The organism is Labrys sp. 22185, assembly GCF_052045555.1.
Taxonomy (GTDB): domain Bacteria; phylum Pseudomonadota; class Alphaproteobacteria; order Rhizobiales; family Labraceae; genus Labrys; species Labrys neptuniae.
In genome coordinates this window covers 190,006-209,005 of record NZ_JBQEPH010000002.1, presented here as the reverse complement: position 1 = coordinate 209,005, position 19,000 = coordinate 190,006, and the positions used below count along the sequence as shown (strand labels likewise).

The 19,000-nt window shown below is 63.4% G+C and carries 15 protein-coding genes; 9 read left to right on the top strand and 6 right to left on the bottom strand.

Going from position 1 to position 19,000, the window contains the following annotated elements:
- The first annotated feature begins 187 nt into the window (after positions 1 to 187).
- The 3 genes from ACTJKX_RS05475 to ACTJKX_RS05465 all read left to right on the top strand — a co-directional run bounded on the left by ACTJKX_RS05475 (position 188) and on the right by ACTJKX_RS05465 (position 3,355).
- Positions 188 to 625: a PopZ family protein gene (locus ACTJKX_RS05475; protein ID WP_440724622.1), complete on the top strand. Its 438-nt coding sequence runs from the start codon at positions 188 to 190 to the stop codon at positions 623 to 625.
- Positions 626 to 739: 114 nt separating this feature from the next.
- Complete coding sequence (gene glmS, locus ACTJKX_RS05470) at positions 740 to 2,566, top strand: glutamine--fructose-6-phosphate transaminase (isomerizing) (protein WP_440724621.1); 1,827 nt, start codon at positions 740 to 742, stop codon at positions 2,564 to 2,566.
- Positions 2,567 to 2,722: 156 nt separating this feature from the next.
- Complete coding sequence (locus ACTJKX_RS05465) at positions 2,723 to 3,355, top strand: DUF502 domain-containing protein (protein ID WP_311936150.1); 633 nt, start codon at positions 2,723 to 2,725, stop codon at positions 3,353 to 3,355.
- A gap of 19 nt (positions 3,356 to 3,374) precedes the next feature.
- Here ACTJKX_RS05465 and ACTJKX_RS05460 read toward each other — a convergent pair whose 3' ends face one another.
- The 3 genes from ACTJKX_RS05460 to ACTJKX_RS05450 form a co-directional block, all read right to left on the bottom strand.
- On the bottom strand, positions 3,375 to 4,970 hold the full coding sequence (locus ACTJKX_RS05460; protein WP_440724620.1) for a methyltransferase regulatory domain-containing protein: 1,596 nt from the start codon (positions 4,968 to 4,970) through the stop codon (positions 3,375 to 3,377).
- A 61-nt stretch (positions 4,971 to 5,031) separates the two neighbouring features.
- A complete protein-coding gene (gene recG, locus ACTJKX_RS05455) occupies positions 5,032 to 7,128 on the bottom strand; it encodes an ATP-dependent DNA helicase RecG (RefSeq protein ID WP_440724619.1) in 2,097 nt (698 codons plus the stop codon).
- A gap of 232 nt (positions 7,129 to 7,360) precedes the next feature.
- The gene (locus ACTJKX_RS05450) at positions 7,361 to 7,714 is read right to left on the bottom strand and encodes a DUF488 domain-containing protein (RefSeq protein WP_311936144.1); all 354 of its coding nucleotides are present in this window, start codon (positions 7,712 to 7,714) and stop codon (positions 7,361 to 7,363) included.
- Positions 7,715 to 7,838: 124 nt separating this feature from the next.
- On the opposite strand from ACTJKX_RS05450, the gene ACTJKX_RS05445 reads away from it, so the two are divergent.
- The 3 genes from ACTJKX_RS05445 to ACTJKX_RS05435 are packed head-to-tail and all read left to right on the top strand — an operon-like array spanning position 7,839 to position 12,736.
- Complete coding sequence (locus ACTJKX_RS05445; protein WP_068284896.1) at positions 7,839 to 8,135, top strand: FAD assembly factor SdhE; 297 nt, start codon at positions 7,839 to 7,841, stop codon at positions 8,133 to 8,135.
- Complete coding sequence (gene mfd, locus ACTJKX_RS05440; protein WP_440724618.1) at positions 8,132 to 11,656, top strand: transcription-repair coupling factor; 3,525 nt, start codon at positions 8,132 to 8,134, stop codon at positions 11,654 to 11,656. Before ACTJKX_RS05445 ends, mfd begins: the two co-directional genes overlap by 4 nt.
- Positions 11,657 to 11,668: 12 nt before the next feature.
- On the top strand, positions 11,669 to 12,736 hold the full coding sequence (locus ACTJKX_RS05435) for a D-TA family PLP-dependent enzyme (RefSeq protein ID WP_394308921.1): 1,068 nt from the start codon (positions 11,669 to 11,671) through the stop codon (positions 12,734 to 12,736).
- Positions 12,737 to 12,802: 66 nt separating this feature from the next.
- Here ACTJKX_RS05435 and ACTJKX_RS05430 read toward each other — a convergent pair whose 3' ends face one another.
- Complete coding sequence (locus tag ACTJKX_RS05430) at positions 12,803 to 14,188, bottom strand: AMP-binding protein (protein ID WP_394308919.1); 1,386 nt, start codon at positions 14,186 to 14,188, stop codon at positions 12,803 to 12,805.
- A gap of 213 nt (positions 14,189 to 14,401) precedes the next feature.
- Between ACTJKX_RS05430 and ACTJKX_RS05425 the strand changes: the two genes are divergently transcribed.
- From ACTJKX_RS05425 to ACTJKX_RS05415, 3 genes are all read left to right on the top strand, one after another.
- On the top strand, positions 14,402 to 15,751 hold the full coding sequence (locus ACTJKX_RS05425) for an AmpG family muropeptide MFS transporter (protein ID WP_394308917.1): 1,350 nt from the start codon (positions 14,402 to 14,404) through the stop codon (positions 15,749 to 15,751).
- A gap of 231 nt (positions 15,752 to 15,982) precedes the next feature.
- The gene (locus tag ACTJKX_RS05420) at positions 15,983 to 16,723 is read left to right on the top strand and encodes an invasion associated locus B family protein (RefSeq protein WP_440724617.1); all 741 of its coding nucleotides are present in this window, start codon (positions 15,983 to 15,985) and stop codon (positions 16,721 to 16,723) included.
- A gap of 27 nt (positions 16,724 to 16,750) precedes the next feature.
- Positions 16,751 to 17,437 (top strand): invasion associated locus B family protein, encoded by a 687-nt coding sequence (locus tag ACTJKX_RS05415; protein ID WP_440724616.1) that lies wholly within the window; start codon positions 16,751 to 16,753, stop codon positions 17,435 to 17,437.
- Between the two features lie 100 nt (positions 17,438 to 17,537).
- On the opposite strand, the gene hspQ is transcribed toward ACTJKX_RS05415, so the two are convergent.
- Positions 17,538 to 17,870, bottom strand: a complete 333-nt coding sequence (hspQ, locus tag ACTJKX_RS05410; protein ID WP_068284888.1) for a heat shock protein HspQ — start codon at positions 17,868 to 17,870, stop codon at positions 17,538 to 17,540.
- Positions 17,871 to 18,042: 172 nt separating this feature from the next.
- Positions 18,043 to 18,963, bottom strand: a complete 921-nt coding sequence (locus ACTJKX_RS05405; RefSeq protein ID WP_440724615.1) for a lysophospholipid acyltransferase family protein — start codon at positions 18,961 to 18,963, stop codon at positions 18,043 to 18,045.
- Positions 18,964 to 19,000 lie beyond the last annotated feature (37 nt).

Genomic DNA, 19,000 nt, shown 5'->3' with positions numbered 1-19,000 from the left:
ATCCTTGCGATCGGAGGGCGTTCTTGCTTGAAGTGCCGCCAAAGCGTTTCGCGCTTGGATGGAATCGTCGAGAATCGCCAAGACAGCTCGAAACGATGAGCCGGCGCCAAGCGCGCTTCGAAGACATTGCATTTTGCTCCAGCGCGCCATGGGGGCAGGGCGCGCTCGATGTGGAAGGAGTCGCCCGATGTCGTCACCTACGCGGGCAGATCCGCCTCGTACCCTCAAGGAACCCTCGATGGACGAGATTCTCACTTCCATTCGGCGCATCATCTCCGACGATCCACCGGCAAAGCCTGGACGCCGTTCCACCCCGGAGGCTTCTTCGCTGGCTGATCTGCCAGGTCCGGCCGCTCTCCCCCGGGAAGAACCGGCTTCACCCGCCAGCCCGGCCAGTCCGGAGCGGGGCGCCGGCGGCCTGCTCTCGGCGGAGCCTCAATCCGAGGCAGCTTCCGCCTTCGCCTCCCTCAATCACACGGTATTTTCCAAGAACGCGCGAACGATCGAAGATGTCGTGCAGGAGATGCTGAGACCCATGCTGCAGACCTGGCTCGATGCCCATCTGCCGTCTCTGGTCGAGCGCCTGGTCAGCCAGGAGATCGAGCGCATTTCCGGACGGTCGTGACGGGCTGAGGCTCTCTGTCACAAACCGTCAGGCATTTTGATTTCTCAGCGCATTCACGAAGCCCTAAATCCCTCCCGTCTAGAGTTTGTCTCGAATCGATGAAGGGTAGGGCGTATGTGCGGCATTGTCGGTATTCTGGGTAGGGAAGCGGTTGCGCTACCCTTGGTGGACGCCCTGCGGCGCTTGGAATATCGCGGCTACGACTCTGCCGGTATCGCCACGCTGGAAGACGGAGCCATTACGCGCCGCCGGGCCGAAGGCAAGCTGCGCAATCTCGAAGGCAAGCTTGATCGCGATCCGCTCGCCGGCATGATCGGTATCGGGCATACGCGGTGGGCAACCCATGGCAGGCCGACCGAAGAGAACGCGCATCCGCACGCCACGGCCCGAGTCGCGGTGGTCCACAACGGCATCATCGAGAATTTTCGTGAGCTGCGCGAGGAACTGAGCGCCGAGGGCGCCCGCTTCCGGAGCGAGACCGATACGGAGGTGGTGGCCCATCTCGTCAATCGCGAGCTCGATCGTGGCCTGCCGCCGATCGAGGCAGTGCATGCCAGCCTCAGGCGCCTGCGCGGCGCGTTCTCGCTGGGCTTTCTCTTTGCTGGCCAGGACGACCTCCTCATCGGCGCGCGCCTGGGCTCTCCGCTGGCGATCGGCTATGGCGAGGGCGAGATGTTCCTCGGCTCGGATGCCATTGCGCTGGCTCCCTTCACCAACACCATCGCCTATCTCGAAGACGGCGACAGCGTTGCCTTGACGCGTGGCTCGGCGACCATCTTCGATGCGTCCTTCAAGCGCGTTCACCGCCCGATCCAGAAATCGCAGGCCTCGGCCACCATCGTCGACAAGGGCAACCACCGGCATTTCATGGCCAAGGAAATCCATGAACAGCCGGAAGTGGTTTCCCATACGCTGGCCTCCTTCATCGACATGGTCGGCGAGACGATCCGACTGCCTGAGAATCTGCCTTTCGATTGGGCGGCGCTCGGCCGCGTCACCATATCGGCCTGCGGTACGGCATCTTTCGCCGGCATGATCGCCAAATACTGGTTCGAGCGTTACGCCCGTCTGCCGGTCGAAGTCGATATAGCCTCCGAGTTCCGCTACCGCGAAGCGCCCCTCGACAAGGGCGGCCTATCGATCTTCGTGTCTCAATCCGGCGAGACGGCCGATACGCTCGCGGCCTTGCGCTACTGCAAAGAACAGGGCCAGCACACGCTCGCCATCGTCAACGTGCCAACCTCGACCATCGCGCGCGAGGCCTCGGTGATGGTGCGCACTTTGGCCGGCCCGGAGATCGGGGTCGCTTCGACCAAGGCCTTCACCTGCCAGCTCGCAGCCCTGGCGGGACTCGCGATCGGTGCCGGTAAGGCACGCGGTGTGCTGTCGGCAGAGGAAGAAAGCGAACTCGTGCACGCTTTGATCGAGGCGCCGCGCCTGATGGCCGAGGCGCTTCGGCTCGAGCACGAGATCGAGACGTTTTCCAGGGACCTCGCCAAGGCCAAGGACGTCCTCTATCTCGGCCGCGGCACCAGCTTTCCTCTCTCCTTGGAAGGCGCGTTGAAGCTCAAGGAAATCAGCTACATACACGCGGAAGGTTATGCAGCGGGCGAACTCAAGCATGGCCCGATTGCCCTGATCGACGAGACCATGCCGGTAGTGGTGATCGCGCCCTTCGACACGATCTTCGAAAAGACCGTCTCGAATATGCAGGAAGTCGCCGCGCGCGGCGGCCGCATCATTCTGATGACCGATGAGGCGGGGGCGGCGGCGGCCGCGATGACGACGCTGAAGACGATCATCCTGCCATCGATGCCCACGATCCTGACGCCGCTGGTCTACTCCATTCCGATTCAACTTCTCGCCTATCACACTGCTGTGATCATCGGCACCGACGTCGACCAGCCGCGTAATCTGGCCAAGAGCGTCACCGTCGAGTAGGAATACTCGTGGACGCTGCCCGATTGGACCGGTTGCACAAATTTGCATCGACAGGCGGTGACAAGGGCGTGCTAGAAGCGTGACATGGTACGAGATACGCCTCCCCACACGGTGACACCTTCCGGTCCGCCTCAACGGGTCAGCAGGTTTGGCGGTTTGCACAGCTACTTTCTCACCGGCCTGGTGGTCACCGGGCCGGTCGCGATCACGCTATACCTGATCTGGACCTTCATTCAGTGGGTCGACGGCTGGGTCAAGCCGTTCATTCCCGAGCGTTACCTGCCTGAGACCTACCTCCCTTTTCAGATCCCGGGCTTCGGCCTGGTCGTGGCGATCATCGGCCTTACCCTGATCGGCTTCTTCACCGCCAATCTGGTGGGCCGTACCCTGGTGCGCCTCGGCGAGAAGCTGCTCGACCGCACGCCGGTGGTGCGCGGCATCTACAAGGCTCTCAAGCAGGTGTTCTCGACGATCTTCTCGCAATCCGGAACCTCGTTCCGGAAAGTAGGGCTGGTCGAGTTCCCCCAGGGGGCTTGGTCGATCGTCTTCATTTCCGCCGAACCGAGCCCGGTGGTGGAGGAGAGGCTACCCGGCGGCAATGGCGAAGCCTGGGTTTCGGTGTTCATGCCCTGCGCCCCCAACCCGACGACAGGATTCTTCTTCCTGCTGCCGAAGGCCAAGGTGATCGAGTTGCCCATCAGCGTCGAGCAGGCCACCAAGCTGGTGATCTCAGCCGGCCTGATCCAGCCCGAGACATTGACCGTCTCAGAAGAATTACGGCCAAGCTGAGCTTGCTGCCACCCTTGCTTCAGGGCTCGATCAGGGCATTGTTCCAGGCCGTGTCGAGCATGGCCGTAAGGTGTTCCTGGGCGCAGGCTGCGATATCGGCCTCATCGCGGACACGCTGGCCGTTGCGTTGGAAATGGAGAGTATCCTCGGCCGCCTTTGCCTTGAGGTGATCGAGCAACTGCCTGCGGGTCAGCGAGCCGTCCATCACCGGCACGACATGCTGCGCCACCACGCCGAGATCGAAATTCTCGTGGCGTCGGTTCACCGTGCGCGTACGGCCGCTGGCGGCATCCCTGCGCGCGAGCATGGTCGCCCTGGGACGGTCGGCTTCAGCCGCGCCGACTGCCACTGCCTCGGTCGAAGCAGTCGTCAGCCCTGAAAGAACCCCCTGGAGAAGGGCGCCGCGAATCTCGCTTTTTTCCTGCGGCGTGAGCTTTTTCTGGTCGGTCGCCTCGATATCGGCAACCAGCTGCCGATAGTTCGAGGTTGCCGGACGTCTCGCGGCAATCAACTGATAGGCTTTACGCACGACTTCCACCCGTGTGCGGATCTGCCGGCCCATGCGGTTTTCGAAGCAGTAGGGCATGTCAGGCTCGCTTGAGGGAACCTGAGCGATATCGGCAATGAGATGCAGATCCTCGATCCGCTCCGCATCGATATTGCGTTTTGTCGCCGCGGCCCGGGCCGGCGGGATCAATAGTGTCTGGCGGAAGGTGCGCCCGGTCAGGACGTCGATGTAGTTCTCGGTCTCGATCAGGGTGTTGCCACCCAGCATTCTCAAGGCCTTCGCCGCTTCGGCGCCGAAGTTTTCCGGGACCATCATGTGAACATCGCTCTCGCCGAGATAAGCAAGCTGATGCCGTCCGGCCGCATACATGAAGTCGTGGAACGAGCACGGCGCATTCTCGAGTTCCAGGAACTCATGGGCCAGATAATCGTCAGAAACCTTTTGCAACTGGGCAACGCCTTCCTTGACCGCAGCCCCATAGGGGCCGGGCGGGGCATGTTCGGCCAGGAACCCCATGAACTCTCGCGCCTTGGAAATGCGCTCGCGCTGATTGCTGGCCTTGCCGACATGCGCCATCAGGGCATCGCGCAGGATCTGCTTGGGTCGCCAGCCCGGCAATACGTTGAAGCTGACATAGGCGATGCCCTGGAATTCGAGATATTTCGAACAGATGTCGAGGATGGCATGACGCACGGGTTCGGGCACCCAGGAATAAACGCCATGACAGAGGATGAAATCGAAGCGGTGGCCGGGATTGTCGAAAAAGGTGATGTCCTGCTGGCGCAATTCGATGTTGGTCAGGCCGATCGCCTCGATCCGCTTGCGCCCGTCGGCGATCTGGATGCCGGAGAGGTCGAGCCCGAGAAAACGCCCCTCGGGATAGGCGGCGGCCAGGGGAATGAGATTGCCGCCGCTGGCGCAGCCGATCTCGAGCACGCGCATCTTGCCGAGCGGCGGCATTTCGAGACCGAACAGCCTGGCCGTGGCGGCGAGCCTTGCCGGATGGGTTTGCGGGAAGGCATGGGAAACATAGGGTATCTCGTCATAGCTCGCCCGGGTCCTGGCCTGGGCTTCGGCGAAGTTGGCCAGATGGGCATCTGATGTCATTGCGATATTCCCCGGGCAGAGGCTGGCATGACCCGTAGAATACACGCCAGTTTCCCTTGCGCTATCCTGATCGCAGCAGGCGCACGGCTTCATCGCGCTCGAACAGATAGAGCAGGGTCCGCAGAGCAACGCCGCGAGGGGAGACGAGTTCCGGATCGCGGGCCAGCACCAGCCTTGCATCGTCATTGGCGGGGGCAAGCAGATGGCGATGGCTGTCGAGATCGGCCACCCGGAAGCCCGGCATGCCGGACTGGCGCGTGCCGAGCACGTCGCCTTCGCCGCGCAATTTCAGATCCTCCTCGGCAATGCGGAAGCCATCCTCTGTCTCGCGCATGATCTCAAGCCGTTTGCGGGAAATTTCCCCAAGCGGGCCCTTGTAGAGCAGGAGGCAGGTCGACTTGTCCGAACCGCGCCCGATGCGCCCGCGGAGCTGATGGAGCTGGGCGAGGCCGAAGCGCTCGGCATGCTCCACCACCATCACCGTCGCCTCCGGCACATTGACACCAACTTCGATCACGGTGGTCGAAACCAGGACACGCAGATCGCCCGCCACGAACCGAGCCATCACCTCGTCCTTGGCCGTACCTTTCATCTGGCCATGCAGCAGGCCGACCTTGTCGCCGAAGAGCGAGACGAGATGGGCATAGCGATCCTCGGCGGCTGCGACATCGAGGGTCTCGGATTCAGCGATGAGGGGACAGACCCAATAGGCCCGTGCGCCGGTCTGCAGCAGGCGCCCCAACCCGTTCACCACCTCGTCGAGCCGTTCCAGCGAGATCAGGCGCGTGTCGACCGGCTTGCGCCCGGCCGGCTTTTCGCGGAGCTGGGAGGAGTCCATGTCGCCGAAATAGGTCAGCACCAGGCTGCGTGGAATGGGCGTGGCCGTCATCACCAGAACGTCGATGCCGGCATTCTTGCGGCTCAGAGCCAGGCGTTGATGCACGCCGAAGCGATGCTGCTCGTCGACGATGGCAAGACCGAGATCGTGAAACTCGACATCCTCCTGGAACAGGGCATGGGTGCCGACCACGATGTCGATGCTGCCATCCTTGAGCGCGGCCTGCATGCGCGTACGTTCGCGGGCCTTGTCGCGCCCCGTGATCAGGCCGACGCGCAGACCGGCGGCATCGGCAATGGGCTGGATGGTGGCCAGGTGCTGGCGGGCGAGGATCTCGGTCGGCGCCATCAGCGCGGCCTGCCGGCCGCCTTCCACCATGGTCGCCATCGCGAGCAGCGCCACCACCGTCTTGCCCGAACCGACATCGCCCTGCAGCAGCCGCAGCATGCGCGTCGGAGCCGCCATATCGGCACGAATGTCGGCCAACGCCGTGACCTGGCTCGCCGTGAGCTTGAAGGGCAGGGCGGCCTCGATCCGGGCCGAGATGCTCCCCGTTCCGGCGACGGACAGTCCAGGCAGAGCCTTGTTATGGGCACGCACCATGGCGAGGGCGAGCTGAGAGGCCAAGAGTTCGTCATAGGCAAGTCGTAGCCTGGGCGCTGAGTCCGGCGCCACAACCTGGGGCGTCTCCGGCGAATGCAATGCGGCCAGGGCCTCGCGGAACCCCGGCCAGCGCTGGGCCTTGAGCCAGGCCGGGTCCTGCCATTCGGCGAGTTCGGGGGTGCGCGCCAAAGCCTCCTGAGCTGCCTTCTGGATCTGGCGCGGATAGAGCCCCTCCGTCAGCGGATAGACTGGCTCGACCAAAGGCAGTGATTTAAGCCCTTCCTCATCGACGATCCGATCGGGATGCACCATCTGGCGCATACCGTCGAACAGCTCGATCTTGCCGCTCAGCCATCGCCGCTCGCCGACGGGCAGGGCATGCTCGATCCAACTCGTCTGTGCTGCAAAGAAGACGAGGGTCAGGTCCCCCGTATCGTCATGGACATAAACGCGATAGGGGCCTTTGCCGCCGCTGGCCCGGTGGCGTTCCACCACGACTTCGACCATTACCAATTCGCCGATCGGCGCATCCGCCAATTTGGGGCGGCGGCGGCGATCGAGCACATTGGCCGGCAGGTGGAACAGGGCATCGACGACCCGCGCCCCAACCGGCTCCGCGCCTCCGAGGAGGCGGGTGAGCAGCTTCACCAGCTTCGGCCCGATCCCTGGCAGGGATGAGACGGAAGCGAACAGGGGGGTCAGAATCGCCGGACGCATGAAAGCCTCACCGGCTCTTTTGACCGGGCAGGCGGCAAGAGGCAAGTTTCAGAGGAAGGAAACCGGTCGCATTGCCTCGAAAGAGAACAGGTGGCGGCACCGTGCAATCTTGTGTTTTGGTTTGCTTGGGCGCTCTGCATTTCCCCCTCATCCCCCTGCCGGGACCTTCTCCCGCAAGGGGCATGAGGGGTATTGCGAGGCAAGGTAAGAAAAACAAAGCGGATTGTCGTACTTAGACCCGCATGCGCTCCAGTATTCCTCTGATTACCAGCGCATGGGTGTGTTCGGCATCCCTGGCGGCATAGATCAGGGTGGCGACCTTGTCACCGATCAGGCGGCGGAGCGCGACGACAGCCTCGTTGTTGTGCGCGAGTTCACTTTCGTAGCGGGCCTGAAATTCCTGCCATTTCGCCGGGTCGTGGCCGAACCATTGCCGCAGGGCAGGGCTGGGGGCGACATCCTTGGCCCAGATGTCGATATGCGCCTCCGGCTTGGACAGGCCCCGAGGCCATAGGCGATCGACCAGGATGCGCAGGCCATCAGAGGAAGCGGGTGGATCATAAGCGCGTTTCAATCCGATCGGCATCACGGCCCCCAGTCACCCCGGAGCCCGCGCCCAGGGAATTTGACCGCAAGGATGATATTTCGATCTTCCATGGTTTCCACAAGGCCTCTTACTCTCTATACAGCGAGCCAACAGGATCGAGAACATGTCCGGAACGATACGCACTTCTGAGGAACTTGACCCGCGTCGCAGACGGATCGTCTACCGGGCCTGGCATCGCGGTTTTCGCGAGATGGACCTCATCATGGGCAGTTTCTGCGATGCCGTCATCGTCGAGCTGTCCGAGGAAGAAGTCGCCGACTTCGAGACGCTCATCGATGCCCCCGATCATGAACTCTACGCCTGGATCAGGAACGAAGAGCCGGTACCGGGCGAATTCGATACGCCCGTGTTCCGGCGACTGCGCGATTACCATTTCACCATGAAGCCGATGTTTGCATGAAAGCCGCCGATCGACTCGCCGAAGTCCTGAATCGTTCCGGCGGACAACTCGTTTTCTCCAATTGCGCCGATGGCCAGGATGGCCTCGTGCTCGCCGATTTGGCGCGCAAGCTGGTGGCGCAGGCCCGAGAGCGGCCGGCGGCCCTTCTACACGTCGCGCGCGACGGCACGCGCTCCGCCACACTGGAAGCGGCCCTCCAGTTTTACGCGCCCGATATCGACGTCATCAACTTTCCCGCCTGGGACTGCCAGCCCTATGACAGGGTTTCCCCGAATGCCACCGTCGTGGCGCGGCGCATGACGGCACTGTCGCGGCTGGCGACCACCAGGGGCGGGGACAAGCCCCGTATCGTGCTTACCACCGTCAATGCCGTGCTGCAGCGCGTGCCGTCCCGCGACCTCATCGCCGCCCAATCGCTCTCGGCGGCGCCCGGCAATGCCGTCAACATGGACCGGCTGTCGGCCTGGCTGGAACATAATGGCTATCTGCGCTCCTCCACGGTGCGCGAGACCGGCGAATATGCCGTGCGCGGCGGCATCCTCGATCTCTATCCGCCGGGCCTTGCCATTCCGGTGCGTCTCGACTTCTTCGGCGACACGCTCGAATCCATCCGCAGCTTCGACGTCGAGACCCAGCGCTCCCAGACCCAGTTGCGCATGCTCGACCTCGTGCCGATGAGCGAAGTCCAGCTCACCACCGAGACGATCAAGCGCTTCCGCCAGGCCTATCTCGCCGAATTCGGCGCCCAGACCCGTGGCGACCCGCTTTATGAAGCCATCTCGGAAGGCCGACGCTATGTCGGCCTCGAACACTGGCTGCCGCTGTTCCACAACAAGCTCGACACGCTGTTCGACTACCTGCCCGAAGTTCCCGTCGCGCTCGATGCGCTGGCCGAGGATGCCGCCGGCGAAAGGCTGGCGCAGATCAAGGACTATTACGACGCCCGCCGCGACGTGCTGGGCAAACCCGGCGAGAGCGTGCCCTACAAGCCGCTGCCGCCGGATCGCCTCTACATCGCGCCCGAGGAATGGCGCCGCCGGCTCGACGAGGCGTCCCTGGCACGTCTGACGCCCTTCGCATCGCCTCCTGCGCCCGGTCGCGAAATTGTCGACTGCGGCGGCCGGCAGGGCCATAACTTCGCGGCGGAACGCGCAGCGGAAGACGCCAACGTCTTCGACGCCGTCGTCCGCCACATCCGCACCCTGCAGGCCGATGGCCAGCGGGTCATCGTGGCGGGCTGGACCGACGGCTCGCGCGAAAGGCTCGGTGCCGTGCTCGCCGATCACGGCCTCACCCAGGCCAAGCTGGTTCCCGATTTCGCCCGTGCCCTGGCCTTGCCGAAAAGCGAGATCGCCCTCGGCGTGCTGCCGCTCGAGACGGGCTTCGAGACATCAGACCTCGCCATCATCTCCGAGCAGGACGTTCTCGGCGATCGCCTGGTGCGCCGCACGGCCAAGCGCAAGCGCGCCCAGAACTTCCTGACCGAGATCGGCACGCTCTCGCCCGGCGACATCGTCGTGCATGTCGAGCACGGCATCGGGCGCTTCGTCGGCCTGCAGACGGTGACCGCCGTGGGCGCCCCGCACGACTGCCTCGAAATCCACTATGCGGGCGGCGACAAGCTGTTCCTACCGGTGGAAAATCTGGAGTTGCTGTCGCGCTACGGCTCGGAAGACGCCGAAGCGCAGCTCGACAAGCTCGGCGGCCGTGGCTGGCAGGAACGCAAGGCGCGCATGAAGAAGCGCATCCGCGAAATGGCGGGTGAGCTGATCAAGATCGCTGCGGCACGTGCGCTGCGGGAGGCGCCGAAGCTGATCCCCGCCCAGGGCCTCTACGACGAATTCGCCGCGCGCTTCCCCTACAGCGAGACCGAAGACCAGCAATTCGCCATCGACTCGGTGCTCGAGGATCTCGCCTCCGGCCGGCCCATGGATCGCCTGGTCTGCGGCGATGTCGGCTTCGGCAAGACGGAAGTGGCCCTGCGCGCCGCCTTTGCCTGTGCGCTGACGGGCAGGCAGGTCGCCGTGGTGGTGCCCACCACGCTACTCGCTCGCCAGCACGCCAAGACCTTTGCCGACCGCTTCAAGGGGCTGCCCGTCAAGGTCGCCCAGCTCTCGCGCTTCGTACCGGCCGACGAGGCCCGCAAGACCAGAGCGGGCTTGGCGTCGGGCGATGTCGACATCGTGGTGGGCACCCATGCCCTGCTAGCCAAGACCATCGCCTTCCGCGATCTCGGCCTGCTCATCATCGACGAGGAGCAGCATTTCGGCGTGGGCCACAAGGAGCGCCTCAAGCAGTTGCGCGCCGAGGTGCATGTGCTGACCCTGTCGGCGACGCCGATCCCGCGCACCCTGCAGCTCGCCCTCACCGGCGTGCGCGAATTGTCGATCATCGCCACGCCCCCCGTCGACCGCCTGGCCGTGCGCACCTTCGTCACGCCCTTCGATCCGGTGGTGCTGCGCGAGGCGCTGATGCGCGAACGCTATCGCGGCGGCCAGAGTTTCTTCGTGGTACCGCGCATCGAGGACATTGCCGATGCCAAGGCCTTCCTCGACGAATACGCCCCCGAGGCCAAGGTCGCCATCGGCCATGGCCAGATGGCGGCCGGCCAGCTCGAAGACGTGATGACGGCGTTCTACGAGGGCAAATACGATATCCTGCTCTCGACCACGATCGTCGAATCCGGCCTCGACATTCCCACGGCCAACACGCTGATCGTCTGGCGCGCCGACATGTTCGGCCTCGCCCAGCTCTACCAGCTGCGCGGCCGTGTCGGGCGTTCCAAGACCCGGGCCTATGCCCTGTTCACCCTGCCGGCCAACCGCACCATCACCCCTGGGGCCGAGCGCCGGCTCAAGGTGCTGCAGTCCCTGGATACCCTCGGCGCCGGCTTCCAGCTCGCCTCGCACGATCTCGACATCCGCGGCGCCGGCAACCTGCTCGGCGACGAGCAGTCCGGCCATATCAAGGAAGTCGGCTACGAGCTCTACCAGCAGATGCTGGAAGAGGCCGTCGCGGCCCTCAAGGAAGGCGGCGTCGAGACCGAGGTCGAGGAGCAGTGGTCGCCGCAGATCACCATCGGCACGCCGGTGATGATCCCCGAGGATTACGTGCCGGACCTGACGCTGCGCCTCAGCCTCTATCGCCGCCTGTCATCGCTGGATACCGATGCCGAGATCGACTCATTCGGTGCCGAACTGACCGACCGTTTCGGCGAACGGCCTGCCGAGGTCGACCAGCTCCTCAAGCTGATGTCGATCAAGGCCCTGTGCCGGCGCGCCAATGTCGAGAAGGTCGATGCCGGGCCGAAGGGCGTCGTGGTCTCCTTTCGCGACAATGCCTTCGCCAATCCGGACGGGCTGGTGCGCTACATCGCCGAGCAGGGCTCCTTCGCCAAGGTCCGCCCCGACATGCGCATCCTGTTCCAGCGCGATTTCGACAAGCCCGACGACCGGCTCAAGGGCACGGCCGTCATTCTCAAGAATCTCGCTCGCATCGCCGAGACGAAGAAAGCCGCCTGATCGGACACAACGATGGCAATTGCCTCCCTCTCTTCCGTCGAAACCCCCTTCGTCCAGGTCGACCTCGACATTGCCGAACGCAATGTCGTGCGGCTCCAGGCCTATTGCGACGAACACGGCCTCAAGCTGCGGCCGCATATCAAGACGCATAAGCTGCCGCGCCTGGCCCGCTTCCAGGTCGAGCAAGGGGCGGTCGGCATCACCTGCCAGAAGCTGTCGGAGGCCGACGCCATGACCGACGGCACCGGGCTCGACGATGTCCTGATCACCTACAACCTGGTGGGCGAGGCCAAGCGCGAGCGCCTGCGGGCGCTTTCCGAACGCATCCGTCTCAGCGTCGTCGCCGACAGCGCTGCTGTCGTCGACGAATTGGCGGCGGCCATGAAGGGAACGGGGCGCAAGCTGACAGTGCTGGTCGAATGCGATACCGGCGCCCGGCGCTGCGGCGTTCCCACGCCCGAGGCGGCTGCGGAACTGGCAAACCGCATCGCGGCATCATCCGAACTCGCCTTCGGCGGACTGATGACCTACCCGCCGATCGGTGGAACCGAAGCGGTGCAAGATTTCATGCAAAGAGCGAAATCCCTGATCGAAGCCTTTGGAATTCCTGTCGAAACGATTACAAGCGGCGGCTCCCCCGACATGTGGCGGGCGCATGAGGCGTCCATCGTCACCGAATACCGGCCCGGCACCTACGTCTATAATGACCGTTCCCTCGTCACCCGCGGCGTCTGCGGTTTCGATGACTGCGCCCTCAACGTCGTTGCCACCGTCGTATCGGTACCCGATACACACAGGGCCATCATCGATGCCGGCTCGAAGGTTCTGACCTCAGACCTGCTCGGCCTCACGGGTCATGGCCATGTCCTCGGCCGCCCGGACATCGCCATCGACCAGCTCTCGGAAGAGCATGGCAGGCTGGTCACCGAACAGCCGATCAACCTGTCCGTGGGCGACCGCGTGCGCATCGTGCCCAATCACGCCTGCGTCGTCGCCAATATGCTGGACTTCGTGGTCCTCTGCCGCGGCGAGACCCTTGTCGGTCCCGAGCCTGTCGCAGCGCGCGGGCGGGTTTGGTAGGAAGGGGCGCTCTCTCCAGCTCCATCGAGAAGTGGAGCGAGATCGCCCTCCGTTTTCGCCGCGATGTCAGGCCGCGCCCGCAAGCGGCTGGTTGGCCTTCGAAGTATCGACGCTCTGGCTAGGTTCATGGAGCAGCGATGCTTCCTGTGCGCTCATGGGCCTGCCATAGCGTGCGCCCGTAATCTCCAGGAGGCCGCCGCTTCGCTCCACGGTTCCTGAAGCGGGGTAGGAGGTCGATACCCAGCCCTCCGCCCCGACGGGATAGGAAACCTCCCGCTCGCTGACGTCGAAACCGATCCCCGGCACCTGCTGGCCACGCAGGGCGAGATAGCCGCCTTCCTCAATGCCGGCCTCGACCAGCGGCAGCGCAGCGTCTTCCGGGGACGGGACCAGGGCTTCGAGCCCGAACCCGCCATCCTCCAGCGGGCGCATCGGCACGATGCCGATCTCACCGAGCACGGCGAAATGAGGAATGGGGCAGGGAGCACCTGCCGGCACGACGGCTGTATGGGGCGCGCGCGCAAGGCCTGCAACCTTCTCGAGCTTGCGGCTGTCGAACAAGCCGTCGACGAGGCCGGCGCGCAACACCGCATCGGGCAGCAAGGCGTGGGTGACACCATGCATCGTGATCTGGACGGCAAATACCGTCGCATCGAAAGCCTGGTGCAGGACGAGCTGGCATCCCGTGCTGAGCCATGACACCAGGCCGCCGGCAAGCCCGGCAAGTCCTGATGGCGCCATCGGACACAGCAGGCGCGAGGTTCGCGACAGGCCGAGTTCGGCGACTAGGACCGCTGCGGCTGCATGCCATTCGCGGTGATTGCGGGCGACGGCGAAATCCCCCTCCGGACCTCGATCGATCGTCATGATCGCCAGGCTTTCCTCGGGACGTTCGCGCCGCGACAGGCGGGTGATCACGCCGCTACGCGGGTAGCCGATGCAATCCTCGAACGAGACCGTTCCCCCGGGCAGATCCGCGCCGAAGGCCCCGATGAAGCGAATATCGGCAATGGACTCGTCGACGAGGTGACGAAGGGAGCGCAGGGGCTGGACATCGCCCATGCGCCGCGCCGCCAGGATTGCCTTGGCATTCAGGCGTTCCGCGACGCCGACGATCTCGGCCGGCGAGAAGTCGATCGGAACGATCACCGCCACCAAACCGGCCCGGATGCAGCCGAGCAGCGCGATCAACGTATCCGTGACGTTGAGTCCCTGCACGCAGACCAGCGCTTCGCTCGGCAATCCCATTTCGAAAAAGCGGCCGGCAACCGCGGAAACCGCAGCATCGACCTGGTTCCAGGTCAACCGGCGAGGCGCGCCGTCGGCCCAGAGCGGGCGATCCGGGGCATCGACCAGGGCCAGCGTATCGCCGCCGCGCTGGGCGCTGAGGCGCAGCAACTGGTCGAGGGTCGGGGGAGCGGGGGCAATCCTGGGCGTGATGTCTGACGTCATGGGGCCTCAGGTATTCACGGGGCACGAATCAGATCCAGGTGAGTCTAACGCTGGATGACGGCAAAGCCATAGCCGGTTTGTCGGTCCGGGTCGTCCCACCCGCGGGCACCATCCACACCTTGAGCAGCTGCCGTCCTACATGCCCGTGCCGGCAAGAGGTCTTGCACATCAAAGCATTTGGCCTGCCCGGCCGGGCGATCCATAATCGCGGACATGATTCCCGGTCAGAAATTCCTCACGCTCCTGCGCGACATCGCCGCCGACAAGCGCCTCGCTTTCATGCTGTTGCTCGGCTTCAGTGCCGGCCTACCATTCCTGCTGATCTACAGTACGCCGTCGATCTGGTTTGCTGAAGCTGGCTTCTCGGAAGGTGTGATCGGGCTGACATACTATGCAACCATCGCCTATAGCTTCAAATTCGCCTGGGCGCCGTTGCTCGATCGTTTCGACCCGCCCTTTCTTTCTCGCTTCTATCGGCGTTGGCGGGGGTGGCTTTTGTTGGCACAAGCGACGGTCACGATCGGGTTGCTGGGTGTCGCCGCCAGCAATCCTTCGGCCACACTCTGGCCAACGGTCACGTTTACCACTCTAATCGCCATAGCCGGAGCAAGCCAAGACATCGTAATCGATGGCTGGCGCATCAACGTCATGCCTGCCGATCGTCAGGGCGTCATGCTCGCCTGCTATCAGTTGGGCTATCGATTCGGCCTCATTGCCGGCGGAGTGGGCGCTCTATTCGTTGTTTACTACGCAGGTTGGCACTTTGCCTATTGCGTGATGGCGCTGTTGATGCTGTTGGGCATCGCCGCCACACTCCGGGCCCCGGACCCGGAAAAACCCGAGATACCAGTAGGAATCTCTAAGCCGATGGCGCCAGCGAAAGTGAGCCGCATTGACGCGGCCTTGTCCAACTCTGGATGGAGACTCCCGCCTTTCCTCGCCGCCTATGAAGAGCCGCTCGCTGATTTGTTCAGACGGTTTGGACAACTCATCGTCCCCATCCTGCTGCTGGTGGCGCTGTTTCGATTGCCAGACTATTTGTCCGGGGTAATGGCCAATCCGCTCTACACAAAACTCGGATTTAACGTGATAGAAATAGCGACGGTTACCAAACTTTATGGTATTCCGATCGCCCTTTTTGCTGCTTTTGTCGGTGGAATCTCAATTACTTGGTTGGGTTTGATGCCCACTTTGATTATCGGCGGCATCGCAGGCGCGGCTTCCAATCTCGCGTTGGCCGCGTTGGCGACAAGAGGGGGGGATTTTACCTTCTTTACGCTGGCCGTCGGCGCGGAGAATTTTGCCGGCAGTTTCGCGGGGACGGCTCTGATGGCCTATATGTCGAGCCTGACGACTCGGACCTATGCCGCAACTCAGTATGCATTGTTGAGTTCCCTTTATGCGCTTCCCGGCAAGTTGGTGGGAGGATTGTCCGGCTTGCTGGTTATGGCTTGGGGATATCCGACCTTTCTAGCATCAACCGCCCTGATTGGCTTGCCGATTGTCGCTCTCTCCCTGCTGATATGGTGGAAGGATACCAAACGGACGGCTGCGGCAACTTGATCATGCCGCTGGTCACGTTTTCTTCAATTTGTCATGCACAAGCTGCGACACCGTCGCCATAGGTCGTTTTCGAGGCTGGAAACCCGTGCCCGCTTCGTTTAAGGACCTTTCCCGAAATCGTCATCTTGGCGCCTTCGTCGGCGATGAGAGACATTCAGCCCCATCGGTGCGTTGCCAACCCGCGCTTGCCCAGCGCGTTGCGGCGGCGGACTTAGGATCCAAGGATTTTGCATGATGTCGTTCCGCCTCCTTGCGACTGCAGCTCTTGCGGCGCTCAGCCTTGCGGTGACACCCGCATTGGCACAGGATACGCTCGCCAAGCCGGCCGCACCCGCCACGAAGCCGAAGGCACCTGCAGCCAAGCCGGCGCAGAAGCCTGCAGCGGCCGCTCCCGCGGCAGCAGCAGCCCCCGCTGAGCCGGTTCCCGGCCTGGAAGGCGCAACCACTCCCGCCATCTCCAGCTCCCAGCCCGATTGGGTGAAACTGTGCCAGACCGATCAGGCCAAGAAGGAAATCTGCCTGACCCGTCGCGACCTGCGGTCCGATACGGGGCAGACGATGATGACGGCCATCCTGATGCAGAACGTCACCGACAAGAAGCAGATCCTGCGGCTCGTCCTGCCGGTTGGCGCCCTGATCCAGCCTGGTGTCGGCCTCTATCTCGACAATGCCGCCTTCTCCACCGGCAAATATGCCGTCTGCTCTCCCGAAGGCTGCCTGGTCGAACTTCCGATCGATGAGGCACAGCTCAAGGCCCTCCGCGCCTCCAAGACCCTGGCGATCGCCTTCAAGACCCCCAACCAGGGCGTCCAACTGCCCCTGGGCACCGAGGGCTTCGCCAAGGCACTCGACAACAAGCCCCTCGATCCCCAGTCGATCGTCGACGAGCAGAAGAAGCTGCAGCAGCAGTTGCAGGACGCCGCCGAGAAGGCGCGCCAGCAGCTCAACGCCAATCCGGCGCCTGCTCAATAAGACCGCCCAGGAACAGGAATCCAGATTATGCGAAACTCTCTGATCGCTGGCGCTGCGGCAGCCTTGATCCTGTCGGCCGGTACGGCGCTGGCCCAGCAACAGCCCCAGCCTGCTGGCCAGCAGCCCGAACTGCCCAAATTCGACCAGCCGGACTGGACCAAGATCTGCGCCAAGACCCCCGACGGCAAGGACACCTGCCAGACCGTGCGCGACCTTCTGGCGCCGACGGCCGCCTGGATGATGACCGCGCAGGTCGGTCAGGAGAAGGGCGGCAAACCCAAGCTCACCGTGATCATTCCGGCTGGTGTGGTGCTGCCGCTGGGAGCCCGCGTCCTCGTCGATGACCAGACCATCGACACGGCCAAGTATCGCATCTGCACGGGGCCGAGCTGCATCGCCGACATGCCCTTGACCGATGCCAATCTGGCAAACCTCAAGAAAGGCAAGAAGCTGAAGGTGCAGGCGATCACCTTCCAGGGGCAGCCCATTTCTCTGGAGATCGGCCTGGACGGCCTCGGTAAGGCTCTCGATGCCCAGGGCATCGACCAGGCTGGCTATGCTGCCAAGCAGAAGGCTTATGGCGAGAAGCTGCAGGCGATTTTCCAGCCCCTGATCGATGCCCAGCGCAAGCAGCAGCAACAGCAGGGCGGTGCCGCTCCGGCGACACCGGCTGCGCCGGCAACTCCCGCGGCGCCGGCAGCCCCCGCGCAATGAAATGACAGAGGCCGGCCTTCGGGCCGGCCTTTTTCATATCGGAAGGTGGCTGCCTCGCACCGATCACAGAAGCCGCCGAAACGCTCAACGGGCCACGTTGTCAGTGCCGCGTCCCGGGCTTCAGCCGATAGCCGCCATCGTCATCGCGATCGAAGAGTTCTTCGATCTGCGTATTCCGGACAGGCCTGCCACTGTCGTCGATCACCAGATTCTGCTCGGAGACATAGGCGACATATTCGGTCTCCTCATTCTCCGCGAACAGATGATAGAAGGGCTGATCCTTCGAAGGGCGCACATCTTCCGGAATGGACTGCCACCATTCTTCCGTATTGGCGAACTCCGGATCGACATCGAAGATGACGCCGCGGAATGGATAGATGCGGTGGCGCACCACTTGACCGATAAAGAACTTTGCTTCCCGCGCTTTATTCATACGCCGTTCAATCGTCATCTGTGCTCGGCAAGTCTGCAATAGTGATGCCTGCAAGCCGGGCGATACCGAGTCCGCCACAACTGCGCGGACCTGCTATCCCGTTATCAGGATAGCAGTATTCTCGTCAAAGTCGTCCAATATTTCATTAAGAGAGGGACGACATGGCCGGCCATCATCCCCAGCGTCGGTGTGCCCACATCCATTGTTCGGGGTGTTCGCGGATCCACCGCTCGAACAGGACATGAATTCTGCGCGTCGCTTCGGCGATGTCGGCATCGCGGTCGGCGGTATGCGGCACCTCGATCCTCTCCGTCTCGATATAGAAATGCACGCCGCGGGTGCGTACGCAACGCGCAGCAAGCAATACGGCATCGTTGCTGCGTGCCAGCAAGGCCGGAAATGGCGTGGTCGGGGCCGGACGGCCGAAGAATGGCACCACGACGCCCCGGCGGTCGCGCAGATCCGCCAGCAATGCGACCGAACCACCTTCGCGTACGATGCGCATCAGCTTGCGCGCAATGTCGTTGCCCTTGGCGAACAGGCCGCGCGCATAGCGGTCCCGCCGGGCCAGCATGATATAGTCGTCGACCTTGGGGTTTTTCATGCGTTGATAGACACCGGCGGCCTTGATGCCGCGGACCAGGGTTGGATAGATCACCAATTCCCAATTGCCGGTATGCATCGAGACAAAGACGCTGCCCTTGCCGGAAATCTTCAGTGTATCCAATTGCGTGCCGGTGCGGTCGTCGATGCGGCCGGCACGCATGATGCGCTCGCTGATCAGCGCTTCTGCAAAAGTCCGGCCAAGTTGCATCCACATGGCCCGTGCGATGGCTTCGATCTCGGCACGCGATTTTTCGGGGTAGGCCGCGGCAAGATGACGAAGGGCACGTTCATGGCGGCGCAGATGCGGCGCGACGACGCGCCAAATCGCCCCCATCACCCATGAACTGAAGTCGATGGGCAATATATGCAACAAGCCGGCAAGGGCACGCAGTGCGCTATATTCGAAGGCGTATTTGATCCGCCGCGTGCGGCGTCTCCCCCCCTTTTCGTCTGCGCCGCCTGCCACGATGCCTTCCGCTGTTTCCACGACGTGCTCGTCCCGCTGGCCATTGAAACCAGAAGCG